The following is an 18,538-nucleotide window of genomic DNA, read 5'->3' on the forward strand; positions in this document are numbered from 1 at the left end:
ATTTAAATTGGGGTAGGAATAGAAGTTGAGCCCCATTTTCTTGATATGAAAAACTGACTAGCTTCGAATGAAGCTAGTCAGGAAAATCAATTAAAGACCTGCTAGTTTCGCAGTGTCTTCAGCAATTACTAGCTCTTCGTTAGTAGAGATAACCATTGCAGGGATACGGCTGTTAGCTGTAGTGATAGTACCTTCGCCGCCGAAACGAGCTTTAAGGTTAGCTTCACCGTCAACTTCGATACCGAAGATGCCTAGGCGGTTAAGAACCATTTCACGGATTGGGCCTGAGTTCTCGCCGATGCCGCCAGTGAAAGTGATTGCGTCTAGACGACCTTCTAGAGTTGCAGTGTAACCAGCTACGTACTTAGCTAGACGGTGACAGAACACGTCCATTGCACGAGTTGCTTCTTCTTTCTCACCGTAGTTGTCTTCAACGAAACGACAGTCAGAAGTCACTTCAGTTAGACCAGCAAGACCAGACTCTTTAGTTAGCATGTTGTTGATTTCTTCAACAGAGTAACCAAGTGCGTCGTGTAGGTGGAAGATGATTGCAGGGTCTAGGTCACCACAACGAGTACCCATTACAAGACCTTCAAGAGGAGTAAGACCCATAGAAGTGTCTACAGATTTACCGTTCTTGATTGCACATACAGAAGCGCCGTTACCTAGGTGACAGTTGATGATGTTAACTTCTTCAACTGGCTTGTTTAGTAGGCCTGCAACTTCACGAGTGATGAATAGGTGAGAAGTACCGTGCATGCCGTAACGACGGATGCCGTGCTCTTTGTACAGGTTGTACGGTAGAGCGTATAGGTAAGACTCAGAAGGCATTGTTTGGTGGAACGCAGTGTCAAAAACAGCAACGTTTTGTAGACCAGGGAAGTTCTGTTGAGCCGCTTCGATACCGATAAGGTGAGCAGGGTTGTGAAGAGGTGCGAAAGTCGCAGCGTCTTGAATACCCTTAAGAACTTCATCAGTGATAAGTGCAGAAGAAGTGAACTGCTCGCCACCGTGTACGATACGGTGACCGATAGCGCCAAGGTTAGCTTTAAGCTCAGGCTTAGAAGCAAGAATAGTTTCTACCATGAAAGATAGTGCTTCTACGTGAGCTGCGCCCGCGCCTAGTTGTGCTTCATGCTTGCCATCAAGTTTCCACTTCATACGAGCTTCTGGAAGACCTAGACACTCAGCAAGACCAGTTAGGTGCTCTGCACCTGTTTCTGCATCAACAACAGCGAATTTAAGAGAAGAACTACCACAGTTTAAAACTAAAACTAGCTTAGACATTAATGACTACCTGTTTATTTTTCTGATCGAAATCAGTTAAGGATGAAAATTAATCTCAAGAATAGTCGAAGCACATAGGCTTGCGTACTAACCTTGGTCAAAAAAACGTTAATTTCCGTATAAAGTGAAAGCGCTCTTTATCAAAAAGAGGCTTGTGCATTCCTTGCAGAAGTCTTCTCAAAGTTGCTTAAATTGTAAATAAGGGCAACAATGAGATTGAGGTCTGCAAATAATAGCGATATTGTGCAAATATAACAAAAAAATTTGAAAGAATATTATTTTTCGTCAAATTTTTGTGTTTTTAGTTGATGATTTCAACTTTTTTTTAATGGGAGACTCATATGAGCAATAGAGTTGGTTTAGCTAGTAGTTTAAAAGATGGCCAAAAGTACATGGATCTCTGGCCCGTCCGAAAAGAGTTAAACGCGATCTTCCCAGAACAACGCATTATTAAAGCGACCCGCTTTGGCGTGAAAGTGATGCCTGCGATTGCCGCTATCAGTGTTCTTACACAAATGGTCTTTAATAATTACCAAGCGATGCCACAGGCTGTGGTTATGGCTTTGTTTGCGATCAGCTTGCCGCTTCAAGGTATGTGGTGGTTGGGCAATCGCTCAAATACACAACTTCCGCCGGCGCTAGTATCGTGGTACCGCGAACTGCATGAAAAGATCACTGAAACGGGTTTTGCGTTAGAGCCTATGAAGCCGCGCCCTCGCTATAAAGAATTGGCAATCATTTTAAATCGTGCCTTTCGTCAGTTAGATAAATCCTCAATGGAGCGTTGGTTCTAAAGAATCCCAGCTCTCCCTCTTGTCTGAGAACAACTATTCATCTTCTATAGCTTGTTCTCAGATTTGCTCCTCTTTTTGTTACCTCGCTTACTTTCCGTTTAGCTTACCTGTCCTTATTCACTTGGTTTCTTACCTTCCTCCGAAGTCAATATAACCTTTCTCACATAACTCGAGCCTTGTTGTATTTTTGTTAAATATCACTTCAAGTTATCAATGGTTACTGGTAATAATGTCAATAGTGATTTTGATGTTGTTCTCTTTGAGCGAGTAATGACGGGTAGAGCTTGATTCAGGGAGCGATAATGAGTTCTGTAAGAAAGGTATTGGCAGCGGTTTTAAGTTGCTTGATGTTGCTATGGACTGGCAATGCAATGGCAAACGTTGCCAAAGTGTCGGTTTCACAAGTTGTTGACCATCCAGATCTGAATGCGACACGTTTAGGGCTTCTTGAAGGATTGAGAGCCAATGGTTATGAACCCGGTAAGAACTTAGAATTCTCCTATGAAATGGCGAATGGTAACCCGGCTCAGGCAGCCAAGATTGCCAGAGAGCTCGTCAGTGAAAATCCACATGTACTTGTTGGTATCGCGACACCGACTTCACAAGCCTTAGTGTCGGCGACTCGCTCGATTCCTATCGTGTTTACCGCGGTTACGGATCCTATCGGCGCTAGGCTCGTTAAACAATTAGAAAAGCCGGGGCGTAATGTCACGGGGCTTTCTGACTTATCTCCGATCACTCAGCATGTGTCATTAATCAAAGAACTGCTCCCTGAAGCTAATTCAATCGGTGTAGTTTACAACCCAGCAGAAGCAAATGCCGTTGCGTTAGTTGGGTTATTGAGAAAGGCAACTCGAGATTTCGGTTATACACTTCACACCGAAAAAGCGCTGACTGTTGACGATGTCGAAGCAAAAGCAGAATCCATTGCTAAGAAGTCCGATGTTATCTATGCCTTGACCGATAATACGGTTGCAAGCGGCATGGAGGGTCTTATCAAAGCGGCTAACCATGCAGATACGCCAGTCGTCGCAGGCGCCACATCTTATGTCGGAAAGGGAGCGATTGCTGGTTTAGGTCTAGATTATTATGATGTTGGGGTTCAGACCGCGGATTATGTCGCAGCCATTCTGGAAGGACAGAAGCCCGGGAAGTTGAGTGTCAAAACTGCGCAGAGCTCTCAGCTGGTGGTCAACCTAGATGCTGCTCGTGAGCTTGGCGTGACAGTGCCTCAATCTGTGATTGAGCGTGCGGTCATTAGCCGGTGAATTGAGTTTGGTGTTAGGTGAGCTAATAGGCCATAAGTCATATTATTAACAGCATTGAAATGGGCTCAGATAACAAACTCACCTGCTCTATATGTTGGCGCTTCTCTATTTTATTCATTTGTAAGCGGTTATTTGACCGTTAGGTGTGTCGTTAATATCAATTTACATTATTTTACGTCGAGCGAATTGCCGATTAATGTAATAATATTAATGGGGAAAATGAAAATAGCTGAACGCTAAGAGCACATTATATGAAAGTAAATAGGCACTTTAGCCTAACCTTTGTTTTCGGGTTTCCCGCTGTGATCGCCGCGATGTTACTTGGCCTAATAGGAAAGAATCATTTTGACGCGGTAGAAAAAGATATCAGTAGTGAGTTTCATCGTATTGAAGATGTGTTCAAAAGAACCACAAAAGTGGCGACAGCCCTAGACTACAGCTTCTCCAACTATTATAAATCAGGAAACCCTCTCTTTCTTGATCACAACAAACATGTTGTGGATGGTCTTTGCCAAATCTGGCCTATTGATGTATTGCTACTTGCCGACGGTAAAACCTCAGACATTCCCTCTGTCGATATCGACTATATGCTAATTGGTCAAGAGTCTCTTTGTTCTGAAAGCAGTGATAGTTATAAGAGCGCGTCAGAAAAAATAGCGTTAGCTCCTATTCTTTCATTTTTATCCCAGCTTGATGAATACCATGCCGGCGTGCACTTTATTGATACGAGCGGCTATGTGATCTCTTCACCTGAAGGTTTTGCCAAAGGGCTGAGCAAAGAGTTACTCTCGACCATAAAGAGTCGTCCTTATTGGCAGAAAACAGCCAACAACCCTGACCAACTTACCCTTTCAGGCCCTGGTTATCGTTTTGATTCCCTTGACCGTATAATCAGTATGACGATCCCTGTATTCCATAAAGGCGTTCACCAAGGGATGCTGTCGGTGGATATTAATGCTGACAAGCTGCTCGCAAACTCGAATGAGCATCTTGCAGGTCGGATCGATATCATTGATACCACTTTAGCGACTCCGGTAGATTCTGCGGCTTTTTATCACGAGATCAAACTGGATGGTGTCTCGTCTCACCATGCGATGTATTACAAATTAGACATCGCGAAAGAGGTTGAGCACTTTTTCGTCTACGAGAAAGACAGCCTTATTGTTGCCATCATTGTGTATCTGTTCTCAGTAACCATCTTCTTCTACGTCAATTCCAATATTGAACGTGGTTACTTCAAAGATCTCGCAGCCAAAGACCCTATGACAGGGTTATTGAATCGTCGTGGCTTAGAAGCGTTCTGGCGCAGTGTAGAGCACGATCAACTGTTTGCATTAACCGTCTTCGATATTGATGATTTTAAGTCAATTAACGACACCTACGGCCACGATAAGGGGGATGATGTGATTCGTTATATGTCGCGTCAGATCAGCAACAGTATTCGAAGCAGTGACGTTGCAGCACGGTTTGGCGGTGAAGAGTTTGTCGTTTATATGAAAGGCGAAGATCGTGAAACTTTGATGAGAACATTAGAGCGAGTGAAGAATGCGATTTGTTCCACTTCAGCCGACATTATTCCAAATGGATTTACGGTGTCTGGCGGTGTCTGCATTGTTGAAACTGAGCAAAGTAAACTTAACTTCGATGAGATATTTAAGTACGCCGATGAAAAGCTGTACGTGGCTAAGACGACGGGCAAAGACCGTCTTAAATTTTAACCACGTTATTGAATCGATGCTTTGTATGAAAATGAGAATGAAAATGAAAGAGGGAAGAGCGAACGTGTCTACCAAGCAAAGCTTATTTGCACCGGTAAACACGTTTGTAGCGTTGGGTATTTAACCCTAAACATAATCTTAAACAGGTTGGCGGCGTTCTTCTTGATAACGCTGAAGGCGTTCTACAATCGGTGGCGCCTTTTTGAAAGTACGAATTTCTTTAAACAGTTCGTTCGCTTCAGGGTAGCCTTTACTTAGATAAACAAACCACTGCTTCACTCTATTGGGGTAGTACATGCCTTTGTCCCCTTTAATTTGAAACTCTGAATAGCGCAGCAAAAGTTCAATGACTTTATCCCACGGCATTTTCTGGTGGTTGTGCTTAACGACGTTACCAAGGTTTGGAATATTGAAAGCACCACGGCAGACCATTAATGAATCGACGCCTGTTGCTTCTATGCAATCTTGACCATCTTGATAGTTCCAGATCTCCCCATTAGCAATCAACGGCAGAGATGTTTTTTCTCTTATTTGATTGATGAAGTCCCATTTGATTTCGCTGGCTTTATAGCCGCCAACTTTGGTTCTTGCATGCACGGTGAGTTCGTCAGCTTTGGCTTGTTCGATGGCATCGACGATTTCAAAGCACTCTTCCGGATGCTCCCAACCTAATCGAATCTTTGCGGACACAGGAATGTGTGCCGGTACCGCTTCTCGACAGGCGTTCACCACTTGATAGATGAGCTCTGGCTCTTTTAGCAATGAAGCGCCACCATTACTTTTGTTGACCGCTTTTGCTGGGCAACCAAAATTAAGATCGATCCCTTTCGCGCCTAAGCTAGCAGCTTGAAAAGCATTCTCGGCCATCCAATTTGGGTGTTGCCCTAGAAGTTGGAGATGGATTGGCACACCAGCCATGGTCTGAGAGCCTTGATGTAGCTCAGGGCAAATACGGTGGAACACATGCGGGGGAAGAAGTTGATCTACGACGCGCACAAACTCTGTCACACAGAGATCGTAATCATTAATCTCTGTGAGAATTTCACGCATTAGGTGGTCTAGAACGCCCTCCATAGGGCCAAGTATTACGCGCATGTTGCTTTACCAAAACTGAATGAACCGAAAAATTCGAGGCGTGATTGTACGGTGTGCTTACAGAATTGTCACTATGAGTGTGGTGCATGTCTTAATGATGGTTTCGTCTCTTAATAGCGACATCTTTGGGAGGATGGCGTTATAATATCGAAAATGCCCAATATCCAGAGCTTTCATGACATATCAATTATTAAGCCTACCAGAATCAATCACTGACATTACTCCGCAGTTTATGGAAGGTGCAATCCTTGCCTCTAACTTAGCGACCAAACCACTCGATCCAGAAGAGTGGCTGGTTATCGTTGCGCCTGAAGCGGGTAAAGAGCTGGTAAAAACGGTGACAGAACAGATTAATCGCCAGCACAACCTGATTCAGCGTAATGAATACCTATTAACAGACGTACTGGCTGAAGGTGACTTTAACGAACAGTTCGCTGATTTTTCTGAAGGCTTCATGATGGTTTGGCCAACAGTGGAAGAGCAGTGGCAGAGCGTGACAGTCGCGGATGGTACTCTGCGCATGTTGCAAGCGCTCTTAACCACCTTGATGCTTGCGATTGATGAAGAGCAAACTCAACAACAAATGATCGCTGCAGGGCTTACTAACCCACCATCGCTTGCCGATTTAGTGGGTCAAGTCGATCTGATGATCTCAGAAGTGGCAATGGCAGCGGATGAAGCTATGTTGGGCAATAAGTCCCAGAGCGTGAACCCGTTTAAAGACATTGGTCGAAACGACCTTTGCCCTTGTGAAAGCGGCAAGAAGTTTAAACAATGCTGCGGTAAAAGCAGCTAATCACGGCTTGTTGAGCAACTTAGTTTGTGTGAATAACAGACTCTCTTAATATGTTCAAAAGCTTAAGTAATAAAAAAGTCGACCTCGTGGTCGACTTTTTTGTTGTCCAAGTGTCAACGGCTTACTGTTAGTCGTTTTTCGACTTCACAAATTGAGAAATAACCACAATACCGAAAGCAACCAAGTTACCTGCAAAGATAATTACTAGCCACTGAGGCATAGAAAGATCGAAGAACTGCCACACAACCTTGCTGCAATCGCCGTAAGCCTCAAACATCCACGGAGCCCATTGGTTTAAAGGCGCCCAGCTAGGGAAGGTTACGAATAAGTCGCAGGTTGCGAAAGGGGACGGATTGAACTGGTAATCGACGTGCTCTAAAGCAAGCATCAAACCTTTGTATGCGCCAAACCCCCAGCTAGCAAGGCCTAACCAGCGTGATATTGGGTTATTCGGAGCAATCGCACCAATCATGGCGGCAACACCGATAGCGAGCATAGCAACGCGCTCATAGATACACATCACGCAAGGACCAAGCATCATCACGTGTTGGAAGAAGAGAGCGCACGCTTCAAAAAAGACAATAAAAGCCAGCAGTAAAAGCCAAGATAAACGTCCCTTAGAGAAGTCTTTGATCATTGCTAAAAAGTTCACGAATTGAATCCTGTCTATAAAATAAAAAAGCCCTGATTACTCAGAGCTTTTTATCTTGGATAAGTTTCCTAATCAACTAATATTTTTGATTAGCTAGGGCGTGTTGACCTTTCGCGATTAAATTTTGTTCGAGATAAAAGCGTTTTAATCGCGGCGAGGGGGAAGTAGCCTAGTCATTCTAAGCAAATCCCCCTCAACAAAGAGTAAAACGCTTTTTGCGGGGGCGCCCAGCTCGAACCCTTCGGGCAGTGTTTGCTGGTCATTTCTACTACGTTATCGGCTTCTCATGTAGGCTAGCTACACATCAAAGCCTCTGCCTTGTATAAATACCCAGCAACTCGCTGCAAAAATCAGCTCGAAAGGTCAACACGCCCTCGATACACTTATTGTGGTTTGCGACACAATGTTTAGCTTAATGACCACCAGAGATAACTGGAGCAACGACTTCACCAGTGCGTTGAATGATCCAACCTGCATCATAGAACCATGCTGTCATTGGCTCTACGAAGAACACAATGCCTGCTAGGCCAACCAGTGCCAATACGATGGTGTATGGCAACGCCATGATAACCATGCGACCGTAAGACAATCTAATTAACGGAGCAAGTGCTGATGTTAATAGGAATAGGAATGCAGCCTGGCCGTTTGGCGTTGCAACAGAAGGTAGGTTAGTACCAGTGTTGATAGCAACAGCAAGTAGGTCGAACTGATCACGAGTGATGATGCCTTCAACCAGTGCAGTTTTCACTTCGTTAATGTAAACCGTACCGACGAACACGTTATCTGAAACCATCGATAAAATACCGTTGGCAATATAGAAGAGTGCGAGCTGTGCGCCTTTATCTTCAACGTGAAGTACTGCATCGATGACTGGCTTAAATAGAGCTTGGTCGATGATCACAGCAACAACAGCGAAGAAAACGGCAAGAAGTGCAGTAAATGGCAGCGCTTCTTCAAAGGCTTTACCCATAGAGTGTTCTTCAATAACACCCGTAAATGCTGTAGCTAAGATGATCACAGACAGGCCAATCAAACCTACTTCAGCAACGTGAAGTGCAAGGCCGACGATAAGCCAAACTGCGATTGCACTTTGAACCCATAGTTTTGCTACGTCTTGCTTTGTGCGGTTTGCACGTTCTTTGTTGTCAAACTCAACTAAGATTTGGCGAACATTCATTGGTAGTTGAGCACCGTAACCAAACACTTTGAATTTCTCGACAAGTGCACAAGTTAAAATACCGCAGAAGAAAACAGGTAGTGTTACTGGCAGCATACGGATGATAAATTCACCGAACTCCCAACCTGCTTGCTTAGCAATTACCAAGTTTTGTGGTTCTCCTACCATGGTCATTACACCACCCAGTGCTGTACCCACACCAGCGTGCATTAGCAGTGAACGTAGGAAAGCACGGTAGTTTTCTAGGTCATCACGAGTTAGCTCTGAGATCTCTTCATCATGAGTATGATCGTGCGAAGACGTTGTGCCCTTGCCTGATGCAACCTTGTGGTAGATAGAGTAGAAGCCGACCGCAACGCTAATAACTACGGCGATTACTGTTAGTGCATCTAGGAATGCTGATAAGAAAGCGGCAGCAACACAGAAGGCAACGGAGAGTAAAATTTTAGATTGGATGCCAAGCAAGATCTTCGTGAAAATGAACAAAAGCAGTTCTTTCATGAAGTAAATGCCAGCAACCATGAATACGAGCAAGAGTAATACAGGAAGGTTTGCTTGCAGCTCGTGATAAACCATTTCTGGTTTGGTCATGCCAATGGCGACTGCTTGAATAGCTAATAGACCACCCGGTTGAAGTGGGTAGCATTTGAGAGCCATAGCTAGAGTGAAAATAAACTCAACCACCAATAGCCAGCCCGCAACAAATGGGTCAACTAGGAAGAAAACAAACGGGTTGATGATTAAAAAGGAAATGATGGCAAGTTTATACCAATCAGGAGCTTTACCAAGGAAGTTCTTGATAAAAGCGTTTCCGAGAGACATCGGCATGTTAATACTCTTTTATGTTGATTATGAATAGACAAGCAATACAACATTTTGAGAATCGAGCTATAGAAATTGTTAAAAACTATAACTAACAGTGACTTAGAAAAACTACATTCCATGTAATGTTCTGTGGTCTTGCCAAGTCACTCCCTTAGAAACTCAAGCACTGCTTATTTTTGAGCGCAACTTTACTCTTAGATAACATTTAGTCAACAGGAAAAGCCCTGTAGCCCTAAAAATACCTCTTTTTTGTTGAGAAACGCGATCAAAGTAGCGCAAGCATACCACTTAAAATGTGATAAAAACCGACTAGAATCAATATTTCAGCGAAATGATTGAAAATTACAGAATAACGACGGCTTATATATGATTATTACAACTTAATATTGCAAATTAATAGCTTTAAAAATATGACCAATCCCATTGATTTTAAAGAAAAATTGTTGTGTTAACGGTTTGTTTAAATGGTGGTTTAGAGTCGCTTGCTTTACAAACCTGAGGTGCAAACGTGTGCTGAACTTTAGAGTTATAACTCTAACGGTGTTTAGGGTGAGTAAAATTTTTGAGGGTGTTTCCGCTAGGTGTGAACTAGTGGTATGATGAGTAAATTAGAACAGAATAATTAAATTGGATTGAAGTGTAGATGGTCATTAAGGCGAAGAGCCCGGCAGGATTTGCAGAGAAGTATATCATTGAAAGTATTTGGAATGGCCGTTTCCCTCCAGGTTCTATCTTGCCCGCAGAGCGTGAGCTTTCTGAGCTGATTGGTGTTACACGTACTACGCTTCGTGAAGTACTACAACGTCTTGCTCGTGATGGTTGGTTGACAATCCAACATGGCAAACCAACTAAAGTTAACCAGTTTATGGAAACCTCAGGTCTTCATATCCTTGATACGCTAATGACGTTGGACGTTGATAACGCAAGCAAAATGGTAGAAGACCTGCTTGCTGCTCGTACTAATATCAGCCCGATCTTTATGCGTTATGCATTCAAAGCAAACAAAGAAGCTTCAGAGCGTACTATCAGTAACGTGATTGAATCTTGTGAAGCGCTACTTGCGGCACCAACTTGGGATGAGTTCCTAGAATCGTCGCCATACGCTGACAAGATCAAACAAGCGGTAAAAGAAGATTCAGAAAAAGATGAAGCGAAACGTCAGACGATCTTAATCGCGAAGACTTTCAACTTCTATGATTACATGCTTTTCCAACGTTTGGCATTCCACTCAGGCAACCAGATTTACGGCCTGATCTTTAACGGTGTGCGTAAACTTTATGACCGTATCGGTAGCTACTACTTCTCTAACCCAGAAGCACGACGTTTAGCGATGGACTTTTATAAAGAGTTGTTCATTATCTGTGAAAGTGGCGAGCGCGAAACTTTGCCATTAGTGATTCGTAACTACGGTATCGCAAGTGCACAAGTTTGGAATGAAATGAAAACGACATTGCCGACGAACTTCACTGAAGACGACAGCTAAGGCATAGGTTTACTATTGTTGTTCCTGTTTAGTCAGTGACGTAAAGAAAACGAAAAAGCGGCGAGATAATTCAATTATCTCGCCGCTTTTTATTTATCTGTCGTTACTAGAAAATTATCAGTGGGTCAGTTACTTACCTATGACGAGTAATTTATCTATGTGTAGCAACTTAAAATTTATCTAGGAGTAGTAACTTAACCCGCAAACTCTTCTGAGTCTGGACGGTTGGTAAATTGCACACCGTTTAGAAAATCGCAAAGTAGTTGGTCTTCACACACTTTGTAGTTTTTGTTTTCTGGCTTGCGGAAGTAAGCGCCGATTTCGTACTTGCTCAAGCTAATGCCAACCACTTCTAGTACGTCCAAAACATCTTCTGCTTTCATGTTCAATGCGATACGAAGCTTCATGAAGATCATGTTGTTCGTCAGTGCAACTTCAGGTTTAGGTTGCTCGCCTTCTTTTTTGCCACGCTTAAGGTTGATGAAACCATTTAGGAATACCGCTAACTCTTTATCTTTCATCTTAGAGCATGACTTGTCGTTGTCATCTTTTAGCCAGTTAATCACTTGGTCATGAGCAACAGTCACATCAGCTTGTTCGATAGCTTTGATGATTTGTGCATTTTTAAGGTTTAGTGCGTGTTGAATACGACGCAAGATTTCGTTGTTAGTCACTGGGGATTCCTAAAAAGGGTTTTAGAGTAAAGAGGTGTTGGTTTAGCCTATTTTTGTCGACGAACCAATTTCTACTCTACATAGCATAGTTGACGGCGACTCTAACAGAGAACGCTAATTTTCGGTAGATATAAAAAATCCCCAATGCTGATTAACTCTTTCAAGTCAAAAATGCATTAGGGATTTAGTGATGGGTGCTTGTTATCTGACTGGAGTCAGAATTACATTACACGCATACCAGGTTGAGCACCTTCGTGTGGCTCAAGGATCCATAGGTCGCTGCCGCCAGGGCCCGCTGCTAGGATCATGCCTTCAGACATACCAAACTTCATCTTACGAGGTTTTAGGTTTGCTACCATTACAGTTAGCTTGCCTTCTAGCTCTTCAGGTTTGTATGCTGATTTGATACCAGAGAATACTTGGCGAGTCTCACCACCGATGTCTAGTTGGAACTTCAGTAGTTTGTTCGCTTTTGGTACTTCTTCACAAGAGATGATACGAGCGATACGCATGTCTACTGCTGCAAAGGCATCGAACTCAATCTCGTCTGCGATTGGCTCTTTGTCTAGCTCAGTTTGGCTTGCTTGCTCTTTTTCAGCTTCTGCTTTTTCTTTCGCTGCTGCTTCAGCGGCTGCATCTTCTTTAGAAGACTCAACCATTGCTTCCACTTTCTTAGGGTCAATGCGGTTGAATAGCGCTTTGAACTTAGTGATCTCGTGATCAGTTAGCGGAGTAGCAATCGCTTCCCACGTTAGCTCTTCGTTTAGGAAAGCTTCAGTGCGAGCTGCAAGCTCTGGCATCACTGGTTTCAGGTAAGCCATCAGTACGCGGAATAGGTTAATACCTACAGAAGAAACTTGTTGAAGCTCAGCTTCTTTGCCTTCTTCTTTTGCAAGAACCCAAGGTGCTTTTTCGTCGATGTACTGGTTAGCTTTATCCGCTAGTGCAGTGATTTCACGGATAGCACGGCTGAATTCACGAGTTTCGTATAGCTCACCGATACGCTCAGCAGCAGCAACGAATTCGTTGTATAGCTCAGGCTCTGCAAATTCAGCAGCTAGCTTGCCTTCAAAACGCTTAGTAATGAAGCCAGCGTTACGAGAAGCTAGGTTAACAATCTTGTTTACTACGTCAGCGTTTACACGTTGAGTGAAGTCTTCAAGGTTAAGATCTAAGTCATCGATGCGGCTGTTTAGTTTCGCAGCGTAGTAGTAACGTAGACACTCAGGGTCTAGGTGGTTTAGGTACGTGCTTGCTTTGATGAATGTGCCTTTCGACTTAGACATCTTCGCACCGTTCACTGTTACGTAGCCGTGTACGAATACGTTGTTTGGCTTACGGAAACCTGCGCCGTCTAGCATTGCTGGCCAGAATAGGCTGTGGAAGTAAACAATGTCTTTACCGATGAAGTGGTAAAGCTCAGTTGTGCTGTCTTTCTTCCAGTATTCATCGAAGTTTAGATCGTCACGTTTGTCACATAGGTTCTTGAAAGAAGCCATGTAGCCAACAGGTGCGTCTAGCCATACGTAGAAGAACTTGTCTTTTTCGCCTGGGATTTCAAAGCCGAAGTAAGGTGCATCACGTGAGATATCCCACTGTTGCAGACCAGACTCAAACCATTCCTGCATTTTGTTTGCAGTTTCATTCTGTAGAGAGCCTGAACGAGTCCACTCTTTAAGCATGCTTTCGAACTGAGGTAGGTCGAAGAAGAAGTGCTCAGAGTCTTTCATTACTGGAGTTGCGCCAGAAACCGCTGATTTAGGGTTAATTAGCTCAGTTGGGCTGTATGTCTCACCACAGTTATCACAGTTATCACCGTACTGGTCTTCTGACTTACACTTAGGGCAAGTACCTTTTACGAAGCGGTCTGGTAGGAACATCTCTTTCTCAGGGTCGAAAAGCTGAGAAATAGTACGGCTAGAAATGAAGCCGTTCTTTTTAAGTTCTAGGTAGATGTGAGAAGCCAGTTCACGGTTCTCGTCGCTGTGTGTGCTGTGGTAGTTATCAAAGCTGATATCAAAGCCAGCGAAGTCTTTTTGGTGCTCTTCACTAACAGCAGCGATCATCTCTTCTGGCGTGATACCCATCTGTTGAGCTTTAAGCATAATTGGCGTGCCGTGAGCATCGTCAGCACAGATGAAGTTTACAGTGTTGCCACGTAGACGCTGGTATCGAACCCAGATATCAGCTTGGATATGCTCAAGCATATGGCCAAGGTGAATAGAGCCGTTAGCGTACGGAAGCGCACAAGTTACCAAAAGTTGTCTTGGATCAGTTGCCATACTTAATAATTCGCTTTTTTGATAGGTATAAATTTGAGAGGTAATACTACTTTATAACGTGTGATACGCCAAGGTATCAGACTAAGGATTCCCCTAGTTTTTTAGGGGTTCAGTCTTCATCTCGTGGGTGATAGCATAAATAAAAAAAGGAGTCCCAATGCGTAACTTTACTTCTAAGCAAGATTTCTGTTCATGGTTGAATGAGTTCGAGTCACCAATCCTCATCCCAGAGTGGGCGCTACACCAAAATATTGTATCGGTTGATCCGCGTGGATCATTTATTATCACCTTACCTTTTGCCGCTAATCAGCTTGCGGTTGAATTGGAACAGTGGATTCACTCTCAGATTGAACAACAGCTTGTTAGCGCTTTTCAGTTTGAAGTGAAGGTGAAGCCGTCTGCGTTAGAAACCACGGTTGCGACACCATTGAAGGGGGTGAAGAACATCATCGCCGTGACATCTGCAAAGGGTGGGGTGGGTAAATCGACCACTTCAGTCAACCTTGCTTTGGCTTTATCTAAGTCTGGTTCAAAAGTGGGCTTGTTGGATGCGGATATCTATGGTCCTTCTGTACCTATGATGCTTGGCCAATTAGATGCGAAACCAGAAGTCCAGAATAACAAGTGGATGATGCCAATCGAAGCGCACGGTATTTTCACTCACTCTATCGGTTATCTTGTGTCGAAAGATGACGCTGCGATTTGGCGCGGTCCAATGGCGGCCAAGGCTTTAGGTCAGCTTGTTAACGAAACCGTATGGCCAGAGTTGGATTATCTAGTTATTGATATGCCACCGGGCACGGGCGATATTCAGCTGACGTTATCGCAACAGATCCCAGTGACCGGGGCTGTAGTGGTGACCACTCCTCAAGATTTGGCGCTAGCGGATGCACGTAAAGGCGTAGCGATGTTTGATAAGGTGAGTGTGCCAGTCGCAGGCTTAGTTGAAAACATGAGCTATCATATTTGTAGTCACTGTGGTGAGAAAGAGCATATCTTTGGTGCTGGTGGTGCCGAAGCTATGTCAGAAGAGTTTTACCTCGATATTTTGGCACAGATCCCTCTTCATATTGATGTGCGAGAAGATATCGATGCAGGTTGCCCGACGGTGATTCGTCGTCCAGATAGTGAACATACACGTCACTACTTAGAGCTTGCAGAGAATGTGGCTGCGAAGATGTTCTGGACCGGCAAGGCGAGACCAGAAGCGATTAACTTTTCTTTGGTTGAATAGCGAAAGATAATCAAAAAGTTGTGTTAATCATGTTGGATTAGATAAATAGCGGTTGGATTTAGGCTGATAGCCATTGGGGTTGTGCAAATAGTTGTAGGCAAGTTATTTGAAAGCAAACGATTGCATTCATTAAATGCATTGATATCATCAATTTGACTGCAATTAGCTAAAATGGCGACTAGAATCTATGTGCTTTAGCCCCTATAATCAGGCGGTTTATCTCTTCCCACCACCAAACCATATCGGGTGCAAAATTAATGTCTGATAATAATCAATGTGTCATCGTAGGTATCGCTGGCGCTTCAGCTTCAGGAAAAAGTCTGATTGCTAGTACAATTTATAATGAATTGCGCGAAAAAGTAGGCGACCATCAAATTGGTGTTATCACGGAAGATTGCTATTACAGCGACCAAAGCCACTTGAGTATGGAAGAGCGTGTTAAAACTAACTACGATCACCCAAATGCACTAGATCATGATCTTTTATGTGAACATCTACAGCAGCTAATGAGTGGCAACGCCGTAGAAGTTCCTGAATACAGCTACACAGAGCACACACGTACTTCTGAAACGACTACACTTACTCCAAAGAAAGTGATCATTTTAGAGGGTATTCTGCTTCTAACAGACCCGCGTCTTCGTAAACTAATGCACGCAAGTGTGTTTATGGATACACCATTAGACATCTGTCTATTACGCCGTGTTAAGCGTGATGTAGAAGAGCGTGGTCGTACAATGGACACTGTACTTAAGCAATACCAAGAAACAGTACGTCCAATGTTCATGCAGTTTATCGAGCCTTCAAAACAACATGCAGACATCATCGTTCCTCGTGGTGGTAAAAACCGTATTGCGATTGATGTGCTAAAAGCGCACATTGCGAAGTTGTTGAAGTCTTAATCGAATAAAATTTTGCCTAAGTGACTCACTTAGCTTTATTTTTTACCGAATCAGTGGCACTTTTATAGTGCCACTTTCTTTTGGAATCTAAGCAAGGAATATGCGGATGAAGAAACTACTCATTTTCATAGCTGTACCAGTGTTTGTTGTCGTTGCAGCAATTCTGGCACTAGTGCTGTTAGTGAATCCCAACCAATTTAAGCCATTAATTGTCGAACAAGCCCAAAAACACACAGGCCTAGAGCTAGTGATCGAGGGTGATATCAGCTGGCAATTCTTCCCATCCATTGGCTTTGAACTTGGTCAAACTGAATTACGCAACCCTGAAGGTTTTACGCAACCTAACCTATTTAAGGTTGATACCGTTGGCGTTGACGTTTCGGTTACTCCGCTATTTAGCAACCAACTAGAGATCGGCAACATTACTCTAGATGGTGCAGAATTCTATTTAGAAACGCTTAAAGATGGTCGCAAGAACATTGATGCACTAACGCAAGCGTCAGCGCCTCAAGAATCTGAGCCTGCAGCAGGCACAAGTTCTGAATCAGCGCCTGCCCCTCAAGAGCAAACTACCACAGACGCATCGGGTTGGACGATCAACCTTGCAGGCGTAACTGTATCAAACGCATTGTTTGAAATGGACGACAAGCAAGCGGGTTCATTCACTAAGCTATACGATGTGTCTTTGAATCTTTCTGAGTTTGCCGTTGATACATGGACAACCGCGACATTTGCGGCTTCTGGTGAGAACAATCAACAGAAGTTCTCTGCACAAGGCAGTGCAGAATTCAAATTAGCTGAAGGCTTTGCAAGTTACGCACTTCGTAATATCGACTTAAACGCTAAGTTCAATGATCCAGCGACGTCGATTGAGTCAGCAAAAATTGGCTTGAATACGTTTGAGTTCGATAAGGTAAACCAACTGACTTACGCTGTAATCGGTAATGCAGCTGGCCTTGACCTTGATCTTAAAGGTGGCGGTGAACTTACTGTTGATAGCGCGATTTCAAAAGTAACGCTGAACAAGTTAACGTTAGACTCAACATTCAAAGGCGACACGCTTCCTCAGTCTCCAATGAAAGTCGACATGCTGTCTGACTTAAGCTTCGATCTTAACAAGAGCCACCTGAGCTTTGTGTTAGAGAAGCTACAAGCTAACGCTATTGCATTAGACGGTAAAGCAGACGTAATCCTATCTGAAATACCAAAGGTTCGTTTCTCTCTTCATAGCCCGAATATTGATTTAGATGAATTCTTAGGCTTAGGCAATACAACAGAAACAGCGAGCACAGCGCCTTCTGGTTCTGCTGGTGGTTCAACGTCAAGTTCTGGTAGTTCAGATCCAGCTAAAGAAGTGGAACCTGATCTGTCGGCTCTGAAAACGTTAGACGTGAAAGGTGACATCACGATTGATAAGTTCAAGGCGAACAACGCGAAGATGCAGAATGTTAAAACCGCATTTTCGGTTAACCGTGGTATCGCAGAGCTAACCTCATTCACCTCGAATCTTTACCAAGGTTCTATTTCTGCTACTGCAAAGTTAGACGCTCGTAAAACACCAGCGACTTACACGGCTAAGAAGAAAATCAAAGGCGTGAAAGTACAACCGTTACTGGTTGATGTTGCAGATAACGATATGCTGGAAGGTACCGGTAATATTGATGTCAACGTGAAAGGTAAGAGTCTAACTCCGACGGGTATCAAGAAAAACCTAGTCGGTACTATCGCGATTAACTTTGAAGATGGTGCAGTTAACGGCATCAACGTAGCTCAACTGATTCGAGAAAACTACGCTAAGATCAAGGGCGAGAAAGTTGAAAGCACAAATGAAGCTCAAAAAACGGACTTCAGTGCAATGAAAGCGACGCTGAAAGTGGATAAAGGTTGGGTTTCAACTAACGACTTATCAGCACAGTCGCCACTGTTACGTGTGACAGGTCAAGGTAAAGCAAACTTCATCAATGAAACGGTCGACTTCCTTGTGCGTACATCAATTGTGGGTTCACTTGAAGGTCAGGGCGGTAAGAGCATCGACGACCTGAAAGATGTGACTATCCCAATTAAGGTAACTGGTCAGTGGGCAGCCCCGAAATTTGCACTTGTTTTTGATGACGTATTGAAACAGAAAGCACAGAAAGAAATTGACCGTGGTGTGAACAAGCTAACGGACAAGATCAAAGACGAGAAAACTAAAGAAGCAGTTGATGGTTTATTGAAAGGTTTCTTTAACTAAACGTTTTTAACTCGTATATAAAAGAAGCGCCATTCCTACTGTAGGAATGGCGCTTTTGTTTGGGTGCTTATAATACTTTCGAGAGATTCCCTATGACACTCGGTATCCGCCCCATGAACCC

General features: G+C 43.6%; 14 protein-coding genes. 8 read left to right on the forward strand and 6 right to left on the reverse strand.

What is annotated here, in order from left to right; translation table 11 throughout:
* Positions 1–90 precede the first annotated feature (90 nt).
* Positions 91–1,287 carry an acetate kinase gene (locus AB4558_RS13160; RefSeq protein WP_017062169.1) on the reverse strand — a complete coding sequence of 399 codons (1,197 nt, stop codon included), beginning with the start codon at positions 1,285–1,287 and terminating at the stop codon, positions 91–93.
* A 341-nt stretch (positions 1,288–1,628) separates the two neighbouring features.
* Here AB4558_RS13160 and yfbV point away from each other — a divergent pair, with 341 nt between their 5' ends.
* The 3 genes from yfbV to AB4558_RS13175 all read left to right on the forward strand — a co-directional run bounded on the left by yfbV (position 1,629) and on the right by AB4558_RS13175 (position 5,067).
* Positions 1,629–2,081: a terminus macrodomain insulation protein YfbV gene (gene yfbV / locus AB4558_RS13165; protein ID WP_017062168.1), complete on the forward strand. Its 453-nt coding sequence runs from the start codon at positions 1,629–1,631 to the stop codon at positions 2,079–2,081.
* 302 nt (positions 2,082–2,383) lie between these two features.
* On the forward strand, positions 2,384–3,349 hold the full coding sequence (locus tag AB4558_RS13170; protein WP_017062167.1) for an ABC transporter substrate-binding protein: 966 nt from the start codon (positions 2,384–2,386) through the stop codon (positions 3,347–3,349).
* Positions 3,350–3,600: 251 nt separating this feature from the next.
* Entirely contained in the window at positions 3,601–5,067 is a 1,467-nt protein-coding gene (locus AB4558_RS13175; protein WP_017069188.1) for a sensor domain-containing diguanylate cyclase, read from the forward strand.
* A gap of 138 nt (positions 5,068–5,205) precedes the next feature.
* On the opposite strand, the gene dusC is transcribed toward AB4558_RS13175, so the two are convergent.
* A complete protein-coding gene (dusC, locus tag AB4558_RS13180) occupies positions 5,206–6,162 on the reverse strand; it encodes a tRNA dihydrouridine(16) synthase DusC (protein WP_017069187.1) in 957 nt (318 codons plus the stop codon).
* Positions 6,163–6,337: 175 nt separating this feature from the next.
* On the opposite strand from dusC, the gene AB4558_RS13185 reads away from it, so the two are divergent.
* On the forward strand, positions 6,338–6,958 hold the full coding sequence (locus tag AB4558_RS13185) for a YecA family protein (protein ID WP_137002094.1): 621 nt from the start codon (positions 6,338–6,340) through the stop codon (positions 6,956–6,958).
* Positions 6,959–7,085: 127 nt separating this feature from the next.
* Here the strand turns inward: AB4558_RS13185 and dsbB are convergent, their stop codons facing one another.
* Positions 7,086–7,595: a disulfide bond formation protein DsbB gene (gene dsbB, locus AB4558_RS13190; RefSeq protein ID WP_102394342.1), complete on the reverse strand. Its 510-nt coding sequence runs from the start codon at positions 7,593–7,595 to the stop codon at positions 7,086–7,088.
* Between the two features lie 427 nt (positions 7,596–8,022).
* The gene (nhaB, locus tag AB4558_RS13195) at positions 8,023–9,615 is read right to left on the reverse strand and encodes a Na(+)/H(+) antiporter NhaB (RefSeq protein WP_136973544.1); all 1,593 of its coding nucleotides are present in this window, start codon (positions 9,613–9,615) and stop codon (positions 8,023–8,025) included.
* 640 nt (positions 9,616–10,255) lie between these two features.
* Between nhaB and fadR the strand changes: the two genes are divergently transcribed.
* On the forward strand, positions 10,256–11,095 hold the full coding sequence (gene fadR, locus AB4558_RS13200; RefSeq protein WP_017062161.1) for a fatty acid metabolism transcriptional regulator FadR: 840 nt from the start codon (positions 10,256–10,258) through the stop codon (positions 11,093–11,095).
* 194 nt (positions 11,096–11,289) lie between these two features.
* Here fadR and AB4558_RS13205 read toward each other — a convergent pair whose 3' ends face one another.
* Together AB4558_RS13205 and metG are read right to left on the reverse strand one after the other, a co-directional pair.
* Positions 11,290–11,769, reverse strand: coding sequence for a DUF1456 family protein (locus AB4558_RS13205; protein ID WP_010437231.1), 480 nt, complete (start codon positions 11,767–11,769; stop codon positions 11,290–11,292).
* 221 nt (positions 11,770–11,990) lie between these two features.
* Positions 11,991–14,051, reverse strand: coding sequence for a methionine--tRNA ligase (gene metG, locus AB4558_RS13210; protein WP_048617880.1), 2,061 nt, complete (start codon positions 14,049–14,051; stop codon positions 11,991–11,993).
* 157 nt (positions 14,052–14,208) lie between these two features.
* Between metG and apbC the strand changes: the two genes are divergently transcribed.
* The 3 genes from apbC (at position 14,209) to AB4558_RS13225 (ending at position 18,417) form a co-directional block, all read left to right on the forward strand.
* Positions 14,209–15,285 (forward strand): iron-sulfur cluster carrier protein ApbC, encoded by a 1,077-nt coding sequence (apbC, locus tag AB4558_RS13215; RefSeq protein ID WP_372074414.1) that lies wholly within the window; start codon positions 14,209–14,211, stop codon positions 15,283–15,285.
* A 257-nt stretch (positions 15,286–15,542) separates the two neighbouring features.
* Positions 15,543–16,184, forward strand: coding sequence for a uridine kinase (gene udk / locus AB4558_RS13220; RefSeq protein ID WP_004734002.1), 642 nt, complete (start codon positions 15,543–15,545; stop codon positions 16,182–16,184).
* Between the two features lie 106 nt (positions 16,185–16,290).
* Positions 16,291–18,417, forward strand: coding sequence for an AsmA family protein (locus AB4558_RS13225; protein WP_102398545.1), 2,127 nt, complete (start codon positions 16,291–16,293; stop codon positions 18,415–18,417).
* The last annotated feature ends 121 nt before the right edge of the window (positions 18,418–18,538 follow it).

Source organism: Vibrio sp. 10N.222.51.C5, from assembly GCF_041474575.1.
Lineage (GTDB): Bacteria > Pseudomonadota > Gammaproteobacteria > Enterobacterales > Vibrionaceae > Vibrio > Vibrio crassostreae_C.